This is a genomic window from Streptomyces fuscichromogenes, from assembly GCF_014645815.1.
In the GTDB taxonomy this organism is placed as follows: Bacteria; Actinomycetota; Actinomycetes; order Streptomycetales; family Streptomycetaceae; genus Streptomyces; species Streptomyces fuscichromogenes.
In genome coordinates this window covers 49088-69863 of the sequence record NZ_BMML01000027.1, presented here as the reverse complement: position 1 = coordinate 69863, position 20776 = coordinate 49088, and the positions used below count along the sequence as shown (strand labels likewise).

Genomic DNA, 20776 nt, shown 5'->3' with positions numbered 1-20776 from the left:
GCACCGGCCCCTGTCTTGATTAATCTGTTGGCGGAGGCTTTTCACGTCCCGCCTCCACCCCTGTCGCGCGCCCGGCGCACAGGGGTTCCTGCTACCCGAGGAGTGACCCTCTCCGGCGATGGACGGATCGTCCTGTAGTACCTGCGCCGCCCCCTGCCGACATACCGCGGACCGCCTTCTCGCAGTCCGCGCGGGTTCGGAGGCGGCGGCATCATGACCACCCCCCTGCTGCTCCTGGCAGCCGCGCTCCTGCTCATCCTCGCCAACGGCTTCTTCGTGGCCGCCGAGTTCGGCCTGGTGACCGTGGAGCGACCCGAGGCCGAGAAGGCCGCCGCCGACGGTGACAAGCGAGCCGGTACGGTCGTCGAGTCGCTGAAGGAGCTGTCCTTCCAGCTCTCCGGCACCCAGCTCGGCATCACCATCACCTCCCTCGTCGTCGGCATGCTCGCCGAGCCGGCGCTGGCCGAGCTGCTGCGCGGCCCGCTCACCGCGACCGGCCTGCCCGACGGTGCGGTCTCCGGCATCGCCGTCGTGGTCGGCATGCTGCTCGCCTCGGCGATCCAGATGGTGATCGGCGAACTCGTGCCCAAGAACTGGGCGGTGTCCAAGCCCCTCCAGGTCGCGCGGGTCGTCGCCGGCCCCCAGGCCCGCTTCTCCCGCCTGTTCCGGCCGGTCATCGCCGCGCTGAACACGGTCGCCAACCGGCTGGTCCGTGCCCTCGGCGTCGAGCCCGCCGAGGAGCTGGCCTCCGCCCGCACCCCCGGCGAGCTGGTCTCCCTGGCCCGGCACTCCGCCCAGGCGGGCGCGCTGGAACAGGACACGGCCGACCTGTTCGTCCGCACCCTGTCGCTGGGCGAGCTGACCGCCCAGCACGTCATGACCCCCCGGGTGAAGGTCAGCGCGCTCCAGGACACGGCGACCGCCGAGGACGTCGTCAACCTCACCCGGGCCACCGGCCTGTCCCGCTTCCCGGTGTACCGGGAGAAGATCGACGAGATCGTCGGCATGGCCCATCTCAAGGACGCGCTGGCGGTCCCGGTCCACGACCGGCTGCGCACCCCGGTCGGCCGCATCGCCCGCAAGGCCCTGCTGGTCCCCGAGACCCTCCCGGTCCAGCCGCTCCTCGCCCGGCTGCGCTCCGAGCAGCCCATCGCGGTCGTCGTCGACGAGTACGGCGGTACGGCCGGCGTGGTGACCCTGGAGGACATCGTCGAGGAACTCGTCGGCGAGGTCCGCGACGAGCACGACAGCCCGGACGCACCCGAGCTCGCCGCCGCCCCCGCCCAGGACGGCAAGCCCGCCTGGGACGTCGACGGCAGCGTCCGCGTCGACATCCTCCAGCGGATAGGCCTCGACGTGCCCGAGGGCCCGTACGAGACGGTCGCCGGCCTGGTCGCCGACCTGCTCGGCCGCATCCCGGCGCCGGGCGACCGGGCGGAGCTGCCCGGCTGGCGGCTGTCGGTGCGCCGGGTCGGCCACTACCGCGCGGAACGGGTCCGTCTGGTCCGCACCGCCCCCGCCGTCGCGGAGGCCGCCCGATGAGCGTCCTGCAACTGGTCTTCGCCGCGCTGCTGGTCCTGGCCAACGGCTTCTTCGTGGGCGCCGAGTTCGCCCTCGTCTCCGTACGCCGCAGCCAGATCGAACCCCTGGGCACGGCCCGGGCCCGCCAGGTCCTCTACGGCCTGGAACGCCTCCCGCAGATGATGGCCGCCGCCCAGTTCGGCATCACCGTCTGCTCGCTCACGCTGGGCGCGGTGGCCGAACCGACGGTGGCCCACCTGCTGGAGCCGCTGTTCGAGGCCGTCCGCCTGCCCGACGACATGATCCATCCGCTGGGCTATGTGATCGCGCTCGCCGTGGTCGTCTTCTTCCACCTGGTCATCGGCGAGATGGTGCCGAAGAACCTGGCGATGGCGGCGCCGGAGAAGGTGGCGCTGTGGCTGAGCCCCGGCCTGGTGGCGTTCGCCCGCGTCTGCCGGCCGATCACGGTCGCCCTCGGCGCCTGCGCCCAGGGCATCCTGAAGCTCTTCCGAGTGGAGCCGAAGGACGAGGTCGAGGCCGTCGTCACCAGCGAGCAGCTGAACCGGCTCCTGGAGGACTCCGGGCAGGCGGGCCTCCTCGACCCCGAGGAGCAGGAGCGCCTGGAGGACGCGCTGGAACTGGGCTCCCGCCCGGTGACGGACGTGCTGTTGCGGCGCGAGTCCCTGATCACGGTCCCGCCGTCGGTCACCCCGGGCCAGGTCGTCGAGCTCACCGCGCGCACCGGCTACTCCCGCTTCCCGGTCGCGGCCGAGTCCGGCGCCTTCATGGGCTATGTCCATGTGAAGGACGTCCTGGACCTGGAGGACTCCGACCGTGCGGTGCCGCAGCAGATATGGCGGCCGATGACGACGCTGCGGGCCGAGCTGCCCCTGGACGACGCGCTGACGGTGATGCGCCGGGCGGCGACCCACCTGGCACAGGTCGCCGACGGGAAGGGCCGGGTCCTTGGCCTGGCGGCGCTGGAGGACGTCCTGGAGCTGCTCGTCGGCGAGGTGACGGACCCGGCGCACCGGGAGCAGCCGACGGTGCCGCGGACGCCGGAGCCGAGGGGGAGCGGGGAGCCGGAGGAGGTCATGGCCGGGTGAGGTCGTAGTTCGCCTGCGGGCGCGCGGGGGCTGGTCGCGCAGTTCCCCGCGCCCCTTACGGCGCTGTAGTCATGTCAGTTGCTTAGCTGCGGGCAGGCGTGCCGCAGGGCGGCACGGGTGGGCGCGGCGGCACCCGGCCAGCGCCGGTAAGCGACACCCCCCCGCCCCCGCCTACATCCCGGCCGCCGGATCCTGCGGCCCCCTCCCCGACAGCACCTCCCCGTACGCCTGCATCAGGTCCGGCAGCCGCAGGGTCGCCAGGTCGTCCCGGGACAACACCCCCGGATACGCGGACAGCCGCAGATCCCGGTACGCACAGCTCTTCTCGTACAGCGTCCGCAGGAAGCGGCCGTTGCCCAGCTCGTCGATCCAGCCCTGGTCGACCACGTGCCCGGCGATCGACCGCAGCTCCTCCAGCGCCTCCGCGTCCCACACGTCCCCGTTCTCCGCGGCCAGCACCTCGCCGATCGAGGTCAGTTCGAGGGGACGGTAGGAGGGGAAGTCCACGCGGGTCGTGAAGCGGGAGGACAGTCCGGGGTTGGCGGCCAGCAGGCGGTCCATGCCCTCCGGGTAGCCGGCCAGGATCACCACCAGGTGGTCACGGTTGTCCTCGGCCCGCTTCAGCAGCACCTGGAGCGCCTCGTCGCCGTACGCGTCCCCCTTGCCGTAGCCGGAGTTGGAGAGCGAGTAGGCCTCGTCGACGAACAGCACCCCGCCGATCGCGGAGTCGATCAGCTCGTTCGCCTTCACGGCGGTCTGGCCCAGGTACTCACCGACCAGGTCGGCCCGTTGCGCCTCCACCAGGTGGTCGCCGCCCAGCAGCCCCAGCGCGTAGAACACCCGGCCCAGGATGCGGGCGACCGTGGTCTTCCCGGTGCCCGACGGTCCGGAGAAGACGAAGTGGCGCTTGGGCGGCTGCACCGGCAGCCCCTGCCCGGCCCGCAACCGGGCCATGTTCAACTGCGCGGACAACGCCTTGACCTGCCGTTTCACCGGCTCCAGCCCGACCATGCGCTCCAGTTCGGCGAGCGCCTCCTCAAGCAACGCGGGGTCGGTCGGCCCGGCCGGCAGCGGAGGCGACGGCACGATCTTCTCGCGCACCGCCGGGTCGATCACCGACGGCATCGCCCCGGCCGGCGGCTCCGGCTCCCCGAACCGCAGATCGCGCCCCTCGGTGCCGAAGAGCGGGTCGAGCAGGTCGGGCCCGTCCACGACGTCCTGCCCGGCCCCGGTGAGCGTGATCGCCGCGAAGTCGGCCGTGTCGTCGTACCCGTCGCCCTCGGCTATCGCGGCCAGCCGCGCCGAGGTGTCCATGAAGGCGGGGTCGACGCGGTGCACGGCCCGGTAGAGGGGGAGCGCGGCGGCGCTGCGTCCGGTGCCCTCGTGCGCCCGCGCCAGCCAGTAGCGCAGCTCCTTGCGCTGCGGCTGCTCGCTGCGGCAGCGCATCAGCGCGGCGGAGAGCAGCGGTTCGGCCTGGCCGTACATTTCCAGACGGACCCGGGCCATGCCGCCGAACAGGCCCGCCTCGATGCCGAGCATGGGGTCGTCGAGCAGCGGGTCGGTGTGCCGTACCAGCTGCTCCCAGTCCTTGACCAGGTAGGCCCGGCAGGAGTGCAGGAAGCGGACCTGGGGGTCGGCGTCCACCGGCGGCAGCCCGGCGAGGGCCCGGTCGAGCTCCGGGACGTGCCGGCCGTCCAGCCAGTGCGAGGCATGCGCGAGCAGGAGGTCGCGCGGACTCTCCAGGACCGGCTGTACCCACCAGCCGAGCCAGTACCAGGAGTTCAGGGTGCGCCGATGCCGGCCGCGCTGTTCGCCGAACCGGTCCCGGTGCCGGAACATCCGCAGCAGCGCGGTTGTCGTGTCCACGCGCAGCGCGTGCAGCCCGAGCCAGCCGTCGGCCATCCCGGGATCCATCCGCACCGCGGTGCGGAACTCCTCCTCCGCCTGCGGATAGGCGCCCATCGTGTAGGCGTCCACGCCTCGTAGCCAGGCGAGGTCGGCCGGGGCCTCGGGGCCCTGCGTGCCGAAATCCATCACGTCCCCCACAAACCGTGCCCCCGTGGTTGGCCCCCGGGCTCCCCCCGATGGCCGCCGTTGGTCGAACCGCTGTGCCGCGGACCGGAGTTGCAGGTGCGCGAAGCAGCCGTTCGAAGGTCGCACCGAGGGCATCGTACCTGCGGTTCCACCGCCCGCCGAAGGGTGCCGCACAGGCCGTTTGGCGAGGTGGGGGCAGAGCGGGCGCACCCGGGTCGGTGACCGAGGGTGAGCAACGGCACGCGCACGCGGCGCACAAAAGGGGTAAAGGGCAGAACGAAGCCCCCGATCACGGGGGAACAACCGGGGGCTTCGCGTCTCTGGGTCGGCCTGCAAGGGCCGCACAGTGAGAACGTAAGTCCTGTACGGCCCCTCGGTCAAGCCGAGTTGAGGTACTCGGGCAACTTCTTGGAGGCCCGCCTTCACAAGTTCAGCACACAGCGGACGGCCCATCACGCTGGGTGACTTCCTGGTCCGGTCCAACCGTCGTCACCGGCCCCGGCAGCACCTCATATCCCTTCTGTGACTGTGTCACCAGAAGGTCTGCGTACGGTCTGGAGGGGTCCTCGGTGAAGTGTTCGAGTTCCGCCCCGACCCACTCGGCCCAGAAGTCCCGTTGTTCCGCGCCGTCCCGCGTCCTGCCCCGCCTCCAGGACTCCTCGTGCGGCAGCTCCATCCACAGCAGCCGCGCCAGGAAGGGACGCAGTGCCCGGCGGCCGGCGCCGACGCCCTCGACGAGGACCACCGGGGCCGGCGGCAGCGGGCGGGGCGGCCCGAAGCGGCGGGTGTGCCAGTCGTAGGGGGAGTAGTGGGCCGTCCCGCCACGGCCGAGCGGCTCGATCACCTGGGTCAGCAGCCGGCCGGTCCAGGCGAACAGCTCCTCGTGGCTGGCGATGTCGTCGAGGTGCAGCACCGGCGCCCCGCCCAGGGCGCCGGCCAGCCGCCCGGCGAACGTGGTCTTCCCGGATCCGGCGTGCCCGTCGACACCGACGAGGCGGACCGGACCGCAGGAGGGCGGCAGGGACCGGAGTGCGGAGGCTAGGCGGTGAATGGCCGTTCCCTTGGTGTGCGACGGTGCGGGGTGCTTTCCGGAAACATTCTAGCCGTGCGGCGCATAGCGGACGTTTTCGGCCCCGGGAAGGTCTCGGCTTGAACTAATTTCGAGCCGTTCTCCGCCGTGCCCATTAATATTTCCGACCGGCTGACCGATATGTCGACCTCGCGCGTTTCCGGTGCGCCCGGCCCTGAGTAGGGTGCCTTCAGCGTGCACGCGTCGAGCGGGGACGGACAGGGGAAGATGGCCGCGGAGTTATTCGAGGGGCAGTACGTCTGGCATCCTGCGGCCGATGACCGCCTGCTCGCGAGCGTATGCGTGGATGTGCGCGCCGGAAGATATCTGAGCACCCGGGAGGCGCTGGCCGAGACGCGTGCCGACTTCGGCCTGCGGGCCCATCGCTCCCTGGTGCTCGCCTCCGAGGCGGCCGGAACCGACCTGGTGGAGCGGTGGCTGGCGGAGGAGCCGGGCCCCGAGTCCACGCTGATGTGGGCCCGGGTGGCCGTACAGCGGGCGATCCGGGCGGCCGACGCCCGGGACGAGCGGGCCGAGGCGCTGGAGCGGATCGCCCTCGCCGCCTGCGACCGGGCCAGTGCCATGAACCCCGCCGACCCCACGCCCTGGGCCGCCAAGCTGGCCATGGCCCGGCTGCACCGCCCGCACGACCCCGCCCCCGGCGGCCTGCTGACCTCGCCGCCCGGCCCCTGGCGGCTGTTCGCGCACACTCTCGCCCTCGACCCCTGGAACCGCGAGGCCCACCACCGCTTCCTCTCCTTCTTCTTCACCCGGTACGGCGGTTCGGTCAACGCGGCCTGGGACGTCGCCGCCTTCCTCGCCCAGCGGGCCCCGGCGGGCTCTGTGCTTCGGCTGCTGCCGCTGGTCGCGCTGGTGGAGAGCCACAACCCCACCCAGCTGCTCGCCGAGCGGGTCTGGGAACAGCCCCAGTGGCGCAGCACCGCGTTGTCGAACTACCACAACTGGCTGCCCATGGTGGCCGAATACCGCTTCACCCCGGTGCTCGACCTGGCCTACCTCGCGCACGCGCTGGTCATGGCCCGGTGCGAGTTCGAGGCGCGGGCGGTCTTCACGGCCATGGGGCCCTACGCCTCCCGCATGCCCTGGAGCGTCTTCGGCGAACCGGCCGACCAGCTCTCCCGGGCCCGCCGCGCCTGCGGCCTGCCCATCCCCTCCTAGAGTCCTAGAGAAAGGTCGGCACGTGTCAGAACGCACCACGAACCCCGCCACGCTCGACGACGACGCGACCCTGCACGCGATGGGTTATCCGCGGAAACTCACCCGCCGATTCAAGGCCTTCGACAATTTCGCCATCTCCTTCACCATCATCAATATTCTCTCCGGAATTTTCTCGTCCTTCGGATTCGGTATGAACGCGGGCGGCCCCCGCATTCTCGTGTTCGGCTGGATCGGCGTCTGTGTGATGGTGCTCTGCATCGGCGCGGCCATGGCGGAAGTCGCCTCCGCCTATCCGACGAGCGGTGCCCTGTATTTCTCCGCCGGTAAACTCGCCAAACGGCACAAGGGCGCCTGGTCCTGGTACACGGGCTGGCTGAACTTCGTGGGCCAGATCGGCGGCACCGCGGCCACCGGCTACGCGGCGGCCACCTTCGTCCAGGCCTTCATCGCGCTCCAGTGGACCTCGTACACGCCGACCACCCACCAGACGGTCCTGATCACGGCCCTGATCATCGTGGTCCAGGGGCTCGCCAACACCTACACCGTCCAGCTCGTCGCCGTACTGAACCGGATTTCCGTCTGGTGGCTGCTGATCGGACTCGTGGTGATCGTGAGCACACTGATCGTGATGCCGGACCAGCACCGGTCGGCGTCCTTCGTGACGCATTTCGTGAACAACACCGGCTTCACCGACGGCCTTTACGGCGGCCTGCTCGGGCTCCTGGTCACCAGCTGGACCTTCACCGGCTTCGACGGCAGCTTCCACATGTCCGAGGAAACCGTCCAGGCGACCGTCAACGCCCCCAGGGGCATCATCCGTTCCATCGGCTATTCGGCGATCACCGGCCTGATCCTGATGCTCGCACTGGTGTACAGCATCGGCGACTACGCCAAGGTGGCGGGCTCCTCCGCGCCGCCCGTCCAGATCCTCATCGACGGACTCGGCATGGGCTGGGCCAAGGCGATGCTGCTCGTCGTCATCGGCGCCATGCTCTTCTGCGGCCTCGCCAACCTCACCAGCAACACCCGGCAGATCTTCGCCTTCTCCCGGGACGGCGCCATGCCCGGCTCCCGCCTGTGGCACTCGGTCTCGCCCCGTACCCGGACCCCGGTCAAGGCCGTCTGGCTCGCGGTGGCCTGCTCGGTCGTCCTGGTGGTGCCGGGCTGGTGGTCGCACACGGCGTTCACCGCGATCGTCAGCGTCAACGTCGTCGGCTTGTTCCTCGCCTACGCCGTGCCGGTGTTCCTGCGGCTGCGTCTGGGCGACGAGTTCCAGCCGGGCCCGTGGAACCTGGGCCGCTGGAGCAGGCCGGTCGGCTGGCTGGCGGTGGTCTGGATCCTGCTCAGCAGTGTCCTGTTCATGCTGCCGCAGGCCTCGCCGATCACCGTCGACTCCTTCAACTACGCGCCGATCGCGCTGGCCGCCGTCCTGGTCGTGGCCACCGTCTGGTGGTTCGCCACCGCCCGCCGCCGCTTCCAGGGCCCGGTCAGCTACGGCCGCCCCGACGAGGTCGCCGCGATGGACCTCATCTGAGCGGTCCGGACGGATCCCTTCCGAACGGTCCGAAGACGGCCCCGGCGACCGCGCCGGGGCCCTTTCGGCGGACGAGACCAATATTTGGGCGTGGCATGAGCGGAAGTGCTGGCAGGGGCATGGCGCCTGCTCCATAGTTGGCGCACAGCCCTTGCTCCGGATCAGCCGTGACGCGCACACCTGGGGGTCCTCCACCCATGAGCAGAGCCGAACAGCCGTCCCGCAGAACCGTTCTGACGGCCGCCGCCTCCGTCGCGGCGGCCGCCGTGGCCCAGGGCGTGGTGCCCGCGGTGCCCGCGGCCGCCGCGCCGGAGACCGACGCCGACGAGACCGCCTGGACCGAGACCCGTCGGACCGGGAGCGGCCGGGCCGGCCGCCACCGGGCCGACACCCGCCCGATCGACTACCGCTCCTGGACGACCTACAGCGACTGGAAGACCGGCACCGCCAAGGGCGCCGGAGCGGTCGCCGGGGACCGGCCGGGCGTGGTGATCGGCACCCCGGCCGGCACCACCTCCTACACCGACCCCCACACCGGCACCACCGCCAGCTGGGAGTACGCGACCTGGACCGGCCCGGTGCACCAGCCGGCCGTTCCCGCCACCGAGACCATCGCCTCCTGGAACGCGGACACCCCGGCCGGCACCTGGATCAAGGTCGAGCTGCACGGCACCTACTCCGACGGCACCGAGACCCCCTGGTACGTGATGGGCCGCTGGGCGGCCGGCGACCAGGACATCAAGCGGACCTCGGTGGACGGCCAGACGGACGGCAAGAGCACCATCTGGACCGACACCTTCGCGATCGACGACGCCACCACGGGCCTGCGCCTCACCTCGTACCAGCTGCGCCTGACCCTCTACCGGAAGCCGGGCACGAAGCTCACCCCGACCGTCTGGCGGCTCGGCGCCATGGCCTCCGACATCCCGGACCGCTTCACCGTCCCCGCCTCCACCCCCGGCCTGGCCCAGGAACTCAAGGTCCCGCGCTACTCCCAGGAGATCCACAAGGGCCAGTACCCCGAGTACGACAACGGCGGCGAGGCCTGGTGCAGTCCCACCTCCTCGCAGATGATCGTCGAGTACTGGGGCGGCCGGCCCACCGCCGCACAGCTGGCCTGGGTCGACCCGTCGTACACCGACCCCCAGGTCTGCCAGGCGGCCCGCTACACCTACGACTACCAGTACGGCGGGTGCGGCAACTGGCCGTTCAACGCCGCCTACGCGTCGACGTACCCGGACCTCCAGGGCGTGATAACGCGACTGGCCTCGCTCACCGACCTGGAGACGCTGATCGCGGCCGGTGTCCCGGCCATAACGTCACAGTCGTTCCTCGCCTCCGAGCTGACGGGCGCCGGCTACGGCACCTCGGGGCACCTGATGACCGTGATCGGCTTCACTCCGGCCGGCGACGTGATCGCCAACGACCCGTTCTCGGCCGACGACGACGCGGTCCGGCGGGTCTATCTGCGCCGGGAGTTCGAGAACATCTGGCTGCGGACCAAGCGGTACAACGCCAGCGGCAAGGTCGTCTCCGGTACCGGGGGCGTCTGCTACCTGTACTTCCCGGTCTGTCCCACCCAGGCCCAGCTCAAGGCGCTGGCGGCGGTCGGCGTGCGCTGACCTGGTACGAAGGCGGCCCCCGGGTTTCCGGGGGCCGCCTTCCTGTGACCAAGCTCCCAGCCGCAAAAGCCGCAATCGGTGGCATGGTGGACCTCATGACCACGCACTCCGCCACCGCCGCCCGCACCCGTACCGGCGGCCCAGAGAACGACGGCCCCAAGGTTCTGGAACACGTCATGGGCTGGACTCTCGTCGTGGTCATCGCCATGTTGGTCACCCAACTCGGTCTGCTGTGACCTGACCCACGACCCGACCTGCCATACTGCGGATGTCCCGCAGCCCGTTGAGACCAGGGTCGAATTTGAATATCAGTCAACAGCGTGCCGCCGCCCGTCCCCGGGCGCGCGGCACCGAGCGTTCCGTGGCCCGCCGTGCTGAACTCATCGCCATCGGGCGGAAGTTGTTCGCCGACACCTCGTACGACGCGCTCTCCATGGATGACATCGCCAGGCAGGCGCATGTCGCCAAAGGGCTGATCTACTACTACTTCCAGTCCAAGCGCGGCTACTACCTGGCGATCATCCAGGACTCCGTCGCCGACCTGGTCACCTACGCCGCGAGCGGCCTGGAGCTGCCCCAGGCGGACCGCGTCCACCGGACCATCGACAGCTATCTGCGCTACGCCGAGCACCACCAGGCCGCGTACCGCACGATCGTCAGCGGCGGGGTCGGCTTCGACACCGAGGTGCACGCCATCCGGGACGGGGTGCGCGAGGCGATCGTCGCGACCATCGCCGAGGGCGCCTACGGCCGCACCGACATCGCGCCGCTCGCCAGGACGGGCCTGCTCGCCTGGCTGTGCAGTGTGGAGGGCGCCACCCTGGACTGGATCGACCGGCCCGTGCTGTCCCGCGACACCCTGTGCGAGCTGCTGGTCAAGACGCTCGGCGGCACCCTGCGCGCCATCGAGGAACTGGACCCGGTCTACCGCGCCCCGGCCCCGGCCCGCCGGGACACCTGACGTGGAAGGGGCGGAGGGCTCGTGGTCCCCCCGCCCCGAGTCCCCCGTGAAGGGGGCTAGTCGATGGCCTTGACCAGCTCACCGCTCGCGGTGTCGCCGCTCAGCTCCCAGAAGAAGGTGCCGCCCAGGCCCTGCTGGTTCGTGTAGGTCATCTTGGTCCCGATGGTCGCCGGGGTGTCGTAACTCCACCAGTCGCTGCCGCACTTGGCGTACGCCGTACCGCCCACCGTGCCGGTGACCGGGCACTTGGCCTTGAGCACCTTGTAGTCGTCGATGCCCTGCTCGTACGTCCCCGCCGCCGGGCCGGTCGCCGAGCCGCCGGGTGCCGCCTGGGTGACGCCGGTCCAGCCGCGGCCGTAGAAGCCGATGCCGAGCAGCAGCTTGGCCGCCGGGATGCCGAGGCCCCTGAGCTTGGCGATGGTCGCCGAGGTGTAGTAGTTCGCCGTCGGGATGCCGGAGTAGGAGTTCAACGGCGAGTGCGGGGCCGTCGGACCGGTCGAGGCCCAGGCGCCGAAGTAGTCGTACGTCATCGGGTTGTACCAGTCGACGTACTGGGCCGCGCCCGCGTAGTCGGTCGCGTCGATCCTGCCGCCGGCGGTGGCGTCGGCGGTGATCGCCGCCGTGACCAGCGAGCTGCTCCCGAACTTCGCGCGCAGGGCCGCCATCAGCTTCCGGAACGCGTCCCGGCCGCTGGTGTCGCAGGTGTTGCCGCAGGCGTTCGGGTACTCCCAGTCGATGTCGATGCCGTCGAAGACACCGGCCCACCTGGAGTTCTTCACCAGGTCGTAGCAGGACTGGGCGAAGGCGGCCGGGTTCCGCGCGGCCTCGCCGAAGCCGCTCGACCAGGTCCAGCCGCCGAAGGACCAGAGGATCCGGAGATTCGGGTGCTTCTTCTTCAGCTTCAGCAGCTGGTTGAAGTTGCCGCGCAGCGGCTGGTCCCAGGTGTCCGCGACGCCGTCCACGGACTCGGCGGCGGTGTAGGTCCGGTCGGTCGCCGCGTACGAGTCGCCCATCGCGCACTTGCCGCCGGTGACGTTGCCGAAGGCGTAGTCGATGTGCGTGAGCTTCGCGGCCGAGCCGGAGGTCTCGATGTTCTTGACCAGGTACCTGCGGTCGTAGGTACCCCATTCCGTGAAGTAGCCGACGACCTTGGAGCCGGCCTTCAGCTGGGGAGCGGGCGGTGCGGCCGCGGACGCGGTGCCCGCGCCGGCCAGCAGTCCGGCGCCGAGGACGGCGCAACAGGCCGCGGAGAGCAGCGTCCGGAACCGGGAGCGGTGGGAGGTGTGCATCGGGTGTCTCCTCCTGGGGGAGAGGGGAACGCGCGCCGATTGGCATGAACGCGGTAAAGCGTTGGTCATGGACCCTAGGAGGACTAGACCAGTCAGGTCAATGGTTCGGACCAATTCCGCGGGTTTCGAATGTTGTCCTGGAATTACCGGAGTGAGCGGTCGTTAACTGGTGACGAGTGGTCCCTGATCGGGCATACTCACTGCGCAGCCGCAGGTCAGCAGCTTCCGAGACCCGGAACGCCGACCTCGGCCGCATCCGAACGACAGGCGGAACCGCCCCTTATCCCGCGGGCAGTGACCGCTGCTGCCCGACAGGGAGGAGACCGACGCCATGTCCGACCGCGACCCGCAGCCGGTGGAGCGTCAGCTGCCGACGGAAGAAGCGAGGGACCTGCTCGCGCTGGTCCGGGAGGTCGCCCGGCGCGAGATCGCGCCGAAGGCGGCCGAGGAGGAGGACGCCGGGCGCTTCCCGCGCGAGGTCTTCACCCTGCTCTCCGAGTCAGGCCTGCTCGGCCTGCCCTACGACTCCGAGTACGGCGGCGGCGACCAGCCCTACGAGGTCTACCTCCAGGTCCTGGAGGAACTGGCCGCGGCCCGCCTCACCGTCGGCCTCGGTGTCAGCGTGCACACCCTCGCGAGCTACGCCCTCGCCGCCTACGGCAGCAAGCAGCAGCAGGTCGAGCACCTGCCCGCGATGCTCGGCGGCGGCCTGCTCGGCGCCTACTGCCTCTCCGAGCCGGCCTCCGGTTCGGACGCGGCCTCCCTGCGCACCAAGGCGGTCCGGCAGGGCGAGGACTGGGTGATCAACGGCACCAAGGCCTGGATCACGCACGGCGGCATCGCCGACTTCTACACGGTCATGGCCCGCACCGGCGCCGAGGGCTCGCACGGCATCACCGCCTTCCTGGTCCCCGGCGACGCCGAGGGACTCAGCGGCGCGGCGCCCGAGAAGAAGATGGGGATGAAGGGCTCGCCCACCGCCCAGGTCCACTTCGACGACGTACGCGTCCCCGACGAGCGGCGGCTCGGCGAGGAGGGCCAGGGCTTCGCCATCGCCCTCTCCGCGCTGGACTCCGGCCGGCTCGGCATCGCGGCCTGTGCGATCGGCCTGGCCCGGGCGGCCCTGGACGAGGCGGTCGGCTACGCCACCGGGCGACGGCAGTTCGGCCACCCCATCTCCGACTTCCAGGGCCTGCGCTTCATGATCGCCGACATGGCCACCCAGATCGAGGCCGGCCGGTCCCTGTACCTCGCGGCGGCCCGGCTGCGCGACGCGGGCCGGCCGTTCGCCAAGCAGGCCGCCATGGCCAAGCTGTACTGCACCGACACCGCGATGAAGGTGACCACCGACGCCGTCCAGATACTCGGCGGCTACGGCTACACCGCGGACTTCCCGGTCGAGCGCTATATGCGCGAGGCCAAGGTCCTGCAGATCGTCGAGGGCACCAACCAGATCCAGCGGATGGTCATCGCCCGTCATGTGGCGGGACCTGAAAGTCGCTGAAGCCGCCGAACTGCCCGCGTACCACCGTCGGCGCCGCCAGCCTGGCCCACTCCGGGTCGTGGCGGCCCGGCAGGGCACGGCCCCGGTCGGCCCAGATCCGCAACAGGTCGCGGTAGATGGGCGGGTCCTGCGGCACCGGCGGCGCGAGCGACTCCGCGGGCGGGGGTACGAAGATCCGGCTCTGACGGCCGACGGCGGAGTAGATGGTCGTCATGCCTGGCCAACGCGGGCGCGGCCGCCCCGGTCACCGATCCCCCGAATCGTGCGTGAGTTCGTGGACGTCCGGTCCCGGATCTGGCCTCATCCGATTTTCTGACGTACCGTCACCCGGACCGTCTCCAGCCTCCGGGGAGGCCTGCCATGGCCGACGACCGTCCCGTGCCGCTCGACGAGTACCCCGTGCACCAGGTCCCGCTCTCCATGAAGCACGTCGCCACCGGGGACCGGAACGCCTACGACCGCTGCATCTTCCACGTCCTCGACCACGAGGGCCGGGCCCTGCTCATCCTCGGCCTCGGCGTCTACCCGAACGTCGGGGTGATCGACGCCTACGCCACCCTGCGCACCGGGGACACCCTGCACGCGGTCCGCGCCTCGGACGCCCTGGGCGACGACCGGATGCGGCTCTCGGTCGGCCCGCTGCGCATCGAGGTCGAGGAGCCGCTCCGGCGCTTCCGCCTCCGCTGCGACGACGCCATCTCCTACGACCTCACCTGGACCGCCGACTTCCCGGCCCTGTGGGAGCCCCACCACCTGCAACGCCGGGGCGACCGGCTGACGCTGGAGGGCCGCAGGTTCGTCCAGGCCGGGGGAGTGGCCGGGGTGGTCCGGGCCGGCGGCGAGGAGTTCCGGGTCGACCCGGCCGGCTGGACCGGCACCCGGGACCGCAGCTGGGGCGTCCGCCCGATCCCGGGGGAGGAGGGCGGGCGGCTCGCCGAGGAGAACCCGACCGAGGGCTTCCACTGGATCTGGTGCCCGGTCCGCTTCGAGGACCGCTTCCTGATGGTCGTCACCCAGGAGGACGCCGACGGCTACCGCACCCTGAACGACGCCACCCTGGTCCGCCCCGGCCGGCGCGACCGCCAACTCGGCTGGCCGCGCGCCGAGATCGGCTACCGCTCCGGCACCCGCCATCCCGAGCGTGCCGTCATCCACCTCGGTGACCCGCGCAAGCCCCAGGAGTTGGAGGTGGAGACCCTCAACTCCCTGCCGCTCGCCGTCGGCGCCGGCTATCCACCGGCCGACGACTGGCAGCACGGCACCTGGCGGGGCCGCGGCTGGACGGACCGCCGTACCTACGACCTGACCGCACCGCACCCCCGGGCGGCCTACGGCGTCACCGACCACTCGGCCCGCTTCCGCCTCGACGGGCGGATCGGCCACGGCATCTTCGAGCACGGCTCGTTCGGCAGACACGATCCGAGCGGCTTCACCGGCTTCGACTCGGTGGCGCCCTGAAGGAGGAGGCCGGGATGACGACGGCACCGCGCCCGCGCACCACGACACGCGACCCCGAGGACCTCGCGCGCCGGCTGACCGCCTGGCTGGACACCAGGCTCCCCGGCGCCAAGGCCGCCGGTGTCACGGTCCCCGCCTCCAACGGCATGTCCAGCGAGACCCTGCTCTTCGACATCGAGCACCCCGAACCACCGCTGCGCAGCTGCGCGTTGAGGCTGGCGGCGGATCCGGCGGCGTACACCGTCTTCCCGTCGTACGACCTCACCCGCCAGTACCGCACGATGCGGCTGGTCGCCGACCGCACCGACGTACCCGTACCCCGCGTCCTGTGGCTGGAGGAGGACCCCGGACCGCTCGGCGCGCCCTTCTTCGTGATGGAGCGGGTCGAGGGGCGCGTCCCGCCCGACGTCATGCCCTACACCTACGAGGGGAACTGGCTGCACGCGGCGACCGACGCCGAACGCGAGCACCTCGAAGCCGCCTCCGTCGGCCTGCTGGCCCGGCTGCACGACCAAGTCCCCCCGGAGGAGCTGGAGTTCCTGGCTCTCCCCGGGGACGGTGACGCCCTGCACCGGCATGTCGAGTCCCAACGGGGCTACTACGAATGGGTGGTGGCCGGGCTCACCCGTTCACCCCTGATCGAGGCAGCCTTCGACCGGCTGGCGGACCTGTGGCCGCGCGAGCCCGGACCGCCGGTCCTCGGCTGGGGCGACGCCCGGATCGGGAACGTCGTCTACGACGGCTTCGACCCCGTCGCCGTCCTCGACTGGGAGATGGCGGCACCGGCCCCGCGCGAGGTGGACCTCGGCTGGACCGTCTACCTGCACCGCTTCTTCCAGGACCTCACGGCCGCCTCCGGACAGCGGGGACTGCCCGGCTTCCTGCGCCGCGACCGGGTCGAGGCCCGCTACGCCCGCCTGACCGGCCACACCCCGCGGGACATGGACTTCTACACCCTGTACGCGGCCCTGCGGCACGCGATCGTCATGCTGCGGGTCGCCTATCGGCAGGTGTACTTCAACGAGACCGCCGTCCCCGCGGATCCGGACACACTGATCCTGCACCACGGCAGTCTGCGCGCCATGGTGCAGGGCAGCTACTGGGGTGCGGTGCGGTGACTCAGGCGGCCTGACGGCTGACGGCCAGGCCGCCGCCGAGGCGCATCGCCGGCACCCGCATCGGGCGCGAGCTCGGCCCGCCGACGTGCGAGAAGGGCTGCGTCCGCCAGTCCAGACCCTGCGGGAGGGTGAGCAGGAGGGCGGTGTCCTGCTCCTGCGGCTCGACCGACTCGTCCGCGGACGGGATGTCGGCGGCCGCGCGGCCCGTACCGGCACAGACCGTGAGGCCGAACGGGTTCCACGGCGAGGCGCACAGCGCGTGCTCCGGCAGGAACTCCTCGTCCGCCAGCAGCGCGATGGACTGCGCACAGTCCGGGCAGGTCACCCGGAACATCTCGAAGGTGTCGTAGGCGTCCAGCTCCTCGACCTCGTAGAGGTCGGTTTCGACGCCCTCCGGCTCGGGCTCGACGACCAACTGCGGGCGCTTGGACGTGGTACGACCAGGGCGCTTAAGACTCTGCATGGGTAACTCCCCCTCGGGCTGGGCCGATACGGCGCTGCGGCCTCGACCAAAGCAAGCACTTCCCGTCCACCCTCGGCGGTAATCACGAGACCATCACGGAGCCTGTTCGGGGGCTGTGGCGTTCGTCACATGCCGAACGCAGGTGCCCGCTGCGGTCGATTTGTCCCTCAGTCGGCTCACAACCTGCTGGTCGTGACATCACGAACCGGCCATGACCTGCGCCGCTGAGCTACCCGAGGGGATCAAGCGCACTGTAGCTTTTGCGCCATGGAGGAGCTGGACCGTCAAATCGTGCAGCTGCTCGTCAAGGACGGGCGGATGAGCTACACCGACCTGGGCAAGGCCACGGGCCTGTCCACGTCGGCCGTGCACCAGCGGGTGCGCCGGCTGGAGCAGCGCGGCGTCATCCGCGGCTATGCCGCGGTCGTCGACCCGGAGGCCGTGGGGTTGCCCATGACGGCGTTCATCTCGGTGAAACCGTTCGACCCCAGCGCCCCCGACGACATCGCGGAGCGCCTGGCCGGCGTGCCCGAGATCGAGGCGTGCCACAGCGTGGCGGGCGACGAGAACTACATCCTCAAGGTGCGGGTGGCGACCCCGCACGAACTGGAGGAGCTGCTGGCACGGCTGCGCGGCCTGGCGGGGGTGTCGACGCGGACGACGGTGGTCCTGTCGACGCCGTACGAGGCTCGGCCGCCGAAGATCTGAGCGGGTGGCGCGGCCGACAGCTCCGGGGGCCTTGGAAGGTGCTCCGAGTGCAGCCGGGCGCGCCCCTGACGGGGCGCGTTGGGGAGCCCCTCGTTCAAAGTGATCGGTGTGAGGGGAGAGACTGGTCCCCATGAGTGAGCGTGCCCCCGAGCCCAAGACCGTCCTGCTCCGTCGCGGCGAGGTTCACAGCCCCGCCGATCCGTTCGCGACCGCGATGGTCGTGGAGCGGGGGCAGGTCGCCTGGGTCGGGTCGGAGGGGGCCGCCGACGCCTTCGCGGACGGGGTCGACGAGGTCGTCGATCTGGACGGTGCCCTGGTCACCCCCGCCTTCACCGACGCCCATGTCCACACCACGTCCACCGGACTCGCGCTGACCGGCCTCGACCTGTCCGCGGCGGACTCGCCGGCCGCGGCCCTGGCACTGGTACGGGACTTCGCCGCCGCCCGCCCGGACGACCGGGTGCTGCTCGGGCACGGCTGGGACGCCTCCCGCTGGGCCGGGGGCCGCCCCCCGACCCGCGCCGAACTGGACGCGGCCACCGGCGGACGCCCGCTCTACCTCTCGCGTATCGACGTCCACTCCGCGGTCGTCACCACGGCCCTGCTGGACCTGGTCCCGGGCGCGGTCCCGGACGCGGACGCCGCGCTCACCGGTGACGCCCACCACGCCGTGCGCGCCGCCGCGTTCGCGGCCGTGACGCCCGCCCAGCGGGCCGCGGCCCAGCGCACCGCCCTCGCGCACGCCGCCTCGCTCGGCATCGGCACCGTGCACGAGTGCGGCGGCCCGAAGATCTCCTCCGAGGACGACTTCACCGGGCTGCTGCGGCTCGCGGCCGAGGTGCCCGGCCCCCGGGTCGTCGGCTACTGGGCCGAGGAGGACGCCGACAAGGCCCGGGAGCTGGGCGCACTGGGCGCCGCCGGCGACCTGTTCGTGGACGGCGCCCTCGGATCGCACACCGCCTGCCTGCACGAGCCGTACGCCGACGCCGCTCACACCAGCGGGACCGGATACCTGGACGCGGCAGCCGTGGCCGCCCATGTCACCGCCTGCACCGAGGCCGGTCTCCAGGCCGGCTTCCACGCCATCGGCGACGCCGCCGTGACCGCCGTCGTGGCGGGCGTGCGCGCCGCCGCCGAGAAGGTCGGCCCGGCCCGGGTCCGTGCCGCCCGGCACCGCGTCGAGCACGCCGAGATGCTCACGCCCGAGCACATCGCGGCCTTCGCCGAACTCGGCCTGATCGCCTCTGTACAGCCCGCCTTCGACGCGCTGTGGGGCGGCGCGGACGGCATGTACGCCCAGCGGCTCGGCACCGAACGGGCCCGGACCCTCAACCCCTTCGCGGCCCTCCTCAAGGCCGGGGTGCCGCTCGCGTTCGGCTCCGACAGCCCCGTCACCCCGCTCGACCCCTGGGGGACCGTCCGGGCCGCCGCCTTCCACCACACGCCCGAGCACCGGGTCTCCGTGCGCGCCGCGTTCACCGCGCACACCCGCGGCGGCTGGCGCGCGACCGGCCGGGACGACGCGGGCGTCCTGGTGCCGGGCGCGCCCGCCGACTACGCCGTCTGGCGCACCGACGAACTGGTGGTGCAGGCGCCGGACGACCGGGTCGCCCGCTGGTCCACCGACCCGCGCTCCGGCACCCCCGGCCTGCCCGACCTGACCCCGGGCCGCGCGCTGCCGGTCTGCCTGCGCACCGTGGTGGGCGGCCGGACCGTGTTCGTACGACCGGGCGAGTGACCCGCCGCATTCGTACGGCCGGGCGAGTGATCTCCCGGGGTGGCGCGGCCGTGATCGACGGCCGCCGCTCCGTCGCGCGACCTGCGCATCCTCCGCGCTGACCAGGGCTTTGAGGACGTTCCCGCAGGTCAAACGGCTGTTGACAGCCAGCGGCAGCGGGCCGGTAGGTTCGGCCGAGTCCACCACCGGACGTCCGACCGGGGAGCAGTTCGCGCACTCGTCGCAGCGCCGCTGGGTCAGGGACGGTGTGCCGCACCGGGGCACCGTCACTGGGAGCCAGGCTCAGCGCCCGCGCCGACGAGGGAACGTTCCGGCCGGTCGGGAGGTGTGACCCGGGTGGGGCCCGGACGCTCAGTAGACAACGGCTTTCGGTCGACCCGCAGCCAGCGGGTCCCAGGTCGGCCCGAAGGGCGCCGGGCCCCCATCCGCAGGGGAACGAACGGACCCCGCAGGGGAACAAAGTGGCTCCGCGGGGGAACACGGTGGCGAAAGCGCGGATGAGGGGCACTCGAAACGGGCATCCTTACCCCGTTCTTGCGGAATCGACACCACCATACGAATGAGCTGTCACGTCAGTGCAGGCTGTGGCCACTATGGTGGTCCCCTGCGTACGACATGAAGGGGCAGCAGTGAACGACGGCGACGGGACCCCCGCGGCACAGGCCCAGAGGAGGCGGTTCGGCCCGCTCGGCACGGCCTTGGTGATCATTCCCACGTACAACGAGTCGGAGAACATCAAGTCCATCGTCGGCCGGGTGCGCCAGGCCGTCCCCGAGGCGCACGTGCTGGTGGCGGACGACAACAGCCCCGACGGCACGGGCAAGCTCGCCGACGAACTGGCCGCCGAGGACGACCATGTCCAGGTGCTGCACCGCAAGGGCAAGGAAGGCCTCGGCGCCGCCTACCTCGCGGGCTTCCGCTGGGGCATGGACAACGGCTACGGCGTGCTCGTCGAGATGGACGCCGACGGGTCCCACCAGCCGGAGGAGCTGCCACGGCTGCTGACCGCGCTGAAGGGCGCCGACCTCGTGCTCGGCTCCCGCTGGGTGCCCGGCGGCCGGGTGGTGAACTGGCCGAAGTCCCGTGAGTTCATCTCCCGCGGCGGCTCCCTGTACTCCCGGCTCGCGCTGGATCTCCCGCTCCGGGACATCACCGGCGGCTACCGCGCCTTCCGCCGCGAGACCCTGGAGGGTCTGGGGCTGGACGAGGTCGCCTCCCAGGGCTACTGCTTCCAGGTCGACCTGGCCCGCCGGGCGGTCAAGGCCGGCTTCCAGGTCGTCGAGGTGCCCATCACCTTCGTCGAGCGGGAGTTCGGCGACTCCAAGATGAGCCGCGACATCCTCGTCGAGGCGCTGTGGCGGGTCACCTCGTGGGGCGTCACCGAGCGGGTGGGCAAGGTGACCGGCAAGGGCAAGCCCTCCTAGCGGACTCGGGCGAAGCTCACAGTTCCGGTTGATCGTCCCCTTATGCCG

Annotated in this window: 18 protein-coding genes; 13 read left to right on the top strand and 5 right to left on the bottom strand. The window is 71.5% G+C overall.

Going from position 1 to position 20776, the window contains the following annotated elements; translation table 11 throughout:
- Nucleotides 1-213: 213 nt before the first annotated feature.
- Complete coding sequence (locus tag IEZ11_RS40840) at nucleotides 214-1542, top strand: hemolysin family protein (RefSeq protein WP_189268112.1); 1329 nt, start codon at nucleotides 214-216, stop codon at nucleotides 1540-1542.
- Entirely contained in the window at nucleotides 1539-2627 is a 1089-nt protein-coding gene (locus IEZ11_RS40835) for a hemolysin family protein (RefSeq protein WP_189268111.1), read from the top strand. Before IEZ11_RS40840 ends, IEZ11_RS40835 begins: the two co-directional genes overlap by 4 nt.
- Nucleotides 2628-2798: 171 nt before the next feature.
- On the opposite strand, the gene IEZ11_RS40830 is transcribed toward IEZ11_RS40835, so the two are convergent.
- Both IEZ11_RS40830 and IEZ11_RS40825 read right to left on the bottom strand, forming a co-directional pair.
- Nucleotides 2799-4661 carry an AAA family ATPase gene (locus tag IEZ11_RS40830; protein ID WP_189268110.1) on the bottom strand — a complete coding sequence of 621 codons (1863 nt, stop codon included), beginning with the start codon at nucleotides 4659-4661 and terminating at the stop codon, nucleotides 2799-2801.
- 430 nt (nucleotides 4662-5091) lie between these two features.
- Entirely contained in the window at nucleotides 5092-5712 is a 621-nt protein-coding gene (locus IEZ11_RS40825) for a uridine kinase family protein (RefSeq protein ID WP_189268170.1), read from the bottom strand.
- A 246-nt stretch (nucleotides 5713-5958) separates the two neighbouring features.
- On the opposite strand from IEZ11_RS40825, the gene IEZ11_RS40820 reads away from it, so the two are divergent.
- The 5 genes from IEZ11_RS40820 to IEZ11_RS40800 all read left to right on the top strand — a co-directional run bounded on the left by IEZ11_RS40820 (nucleotide 5959) and on the right by IEZ11_RS40800 (nucleotide 11026).
- Complete coding sequence (locus IEZ11_RS40820; protein ID WP_189268169.1) at nucleotides 5959-6909, top strand: hypothetical protein; 951 nt, start codon at nucleotides 5959-5961, stop codon at nucleotides 6907-6909.
- Nucleotides 6910-6988: 79 nt separating this feature from the next.
- A complete protein-coding gene (locus tag IEZ11_RS40815) occupies nucleotides 6989-8443 on the top strand; it encodes an amino acid permease (protein ID WP_189268168.1) in 1455 nt (484 codons plus the stop codon).
- A 197-nt stretch (nucleotides 8444-8640) separates the two neighbouring features.
- Nucleotides 8641-10065 (top strand): C39 family peptidase, encoded by a 1425-nt coding sequence (locus IEZ11_RS40810; protein ID WP_189268109.1) that lies wholly within the window; start codon nucleotides 8641-8643, stop codon nucleotides 10063-10065.
- A gap of 95 nt (nucleotides 10066-10160) precedes the next feature.
- Nucleotides 10161-10301, top strand: coding sequence for an SCO1431 family membrane protein (locus tag IEZ11_RS40805; RefSeq protein ID WP_189268108.1), 141 nt, complete (start codon nucleotides 10161-10163; stop codon nucleotides 10299-10301).
- A 65-nt stretch (nucleotides 10302-10366) separates the two neighbouring features.
- On the top strand, nucleotides 10367-11026 hold the full coding sequence (locus tag IEZ11_RS40800; protein ID WP_189268107.1) for a TetR/AcrR family transcriptional regulator: 660 nt from the start codon (nucleotides 10367-10369) through the stop codon (nucleotides 11024-11026).
- Between the two features lie 56 nt (nucleotides 11027-11082).
- On the opposite strand, the gene IEZ11_RS40795 is transcribed toward IEZ11_RS40800, so the two are convergent.
- Nucleotides 11083-12315, bottom strand: coding sequence for a glycoside hydrolase family 18 protein (locus tag IEZ11_RS40795; protein ID WP_189268106.1), 1233 nt, complete (start codon nucleotides 12313-12315; stop codon nucleotides 11083-11085).
- Between the two features lie 331 nt (nucleotides 12316-12646).
- On the opposite strand from IEZ11_RS40795, the gene IEZ11_RS40790 reads away from it, so the two are divergent.
- Nucleotides 12647-13819, top strand: coding sequence for an acyl-CoA dehydrogenase family protein (locus IEZ11_RS40790; protein WP_189268105.1), 1173 nt, complete (start codon nucleotides 12647-12649; stop codon nucleotides 13817-13819).
- On the opposite strand, the gene IEZ11_RS40785 is transcribed toward IEZ11_RS40790, so the two are convergent.
- Nucleotides 13782-14033, bottom strand: coding sequence for a hypothetical protein (locus IEZ11_RS40785; RefSeq protein ID WP_189268104.1), 252 nt, complete (start codon nucleotides 14031-14033; stop codon nucleotides 13782-13784). The genes IEZ11_RS40790 and IEZ11_RS40785 overlap by 38 nt on opposite strands.
- A gap of 146 nt (nucleotides 14034-14179) precedes the next feature.
- Between IEZ11_RS40785 and IEZ11_RS40780 the strand changes: the two genes are divergently transcribed.
- Together IEZ11_RS40780 and IEZ11_RS40775 are read left to right on the top strand one after the other, a co-directional pair.
- Entirely contained in the window at nucleotides 14180-15277 is a 1098-nt protein-coding gene (locus IEZ11_RS40780; protein WP_189268103.1) for an Rv3169 family protein, read from the top strand.
- 14 nt (nucleotides 15278-15291) lie between these two features.
- Nucleotides 15292-16395: a phosphotransferase family protein gene (locus IEZ11_RS40775; RefSeq protein ID WP_189268102.1), complete on the top strand. Its 1104-nt coding sequence runs from the start codon at nucleotides 15292-15294 to the stop codon at nucleotides 16393-16395.
- A 1-nt stretch (nucleotide 16396) separates the two neighbouring features.
- Here the strand turns inward: IEZ11_RS40775 and IEZ11_RS40770 are convergent, their stop codons facing one another.
- A complete protein-coding gene (locus IEZ11_RS40770; protein ID WP_189268101.1) occupies nucleotides 16397-16858 on the bottom strand; it encodes a hypothetical protein in 462 nt (153 codons plus the stop codon).
- A gap of 267 nt (nucleotides 16859-17125) precedes the next feature.
- On the opposite strand from IEZ11_RS40770, the gene IEZ11_RS40765 reads away from it, so the two are divergent.
- The 3 genes from IEZ11_RS40765 (at nucleotide 17126) to IEZ11_RS40755 (ending at nucleotide 20728) form a co-directional block, all read left to right on the top strand.
- Nucleotides 17126-17566 (top strand): Lrp/AsnC family transcriptional regulator, encoded by a 441-nt coding sequence (locus IEZ11_RS40765; protein WP_189268100.1) that lies wholly within the window; start codon nucleotides 17126-17128, stop codon nucleotides 17564-17566.
- A 130-nt stretch (nucleotides 17567-17696) separates the two neighbouring features.
- The gene (locus IEZ11_RS40760) at nucleotides 17697-19304 is read left to right on the top strand and encodes an amidohydrolase (protein WP_189268099.1); all 1608 of its coding nucleotides are present in this window, start codon (nucleotides 17697-17699) and stop codon (nucleotides 19302-19304) included.
- Between the two features lie 629 nt (nucleotides 19305-19933).
- The gene (locus tag IEZ11_RS40755) at nucleotides 19934-20728 is read left to right on the top strand and encodes a polyprenol monophosphomannose synthase (RefSeq protein ID WP_189268098.1); all 795 of its coding nucleotides are present in this window, start codon (nucleotides 19934-19936) and stop codon (nucleotides 20726-20728) included.
- Nucleotides 20729-20776 lie beyond the last annotated feature (48 nt).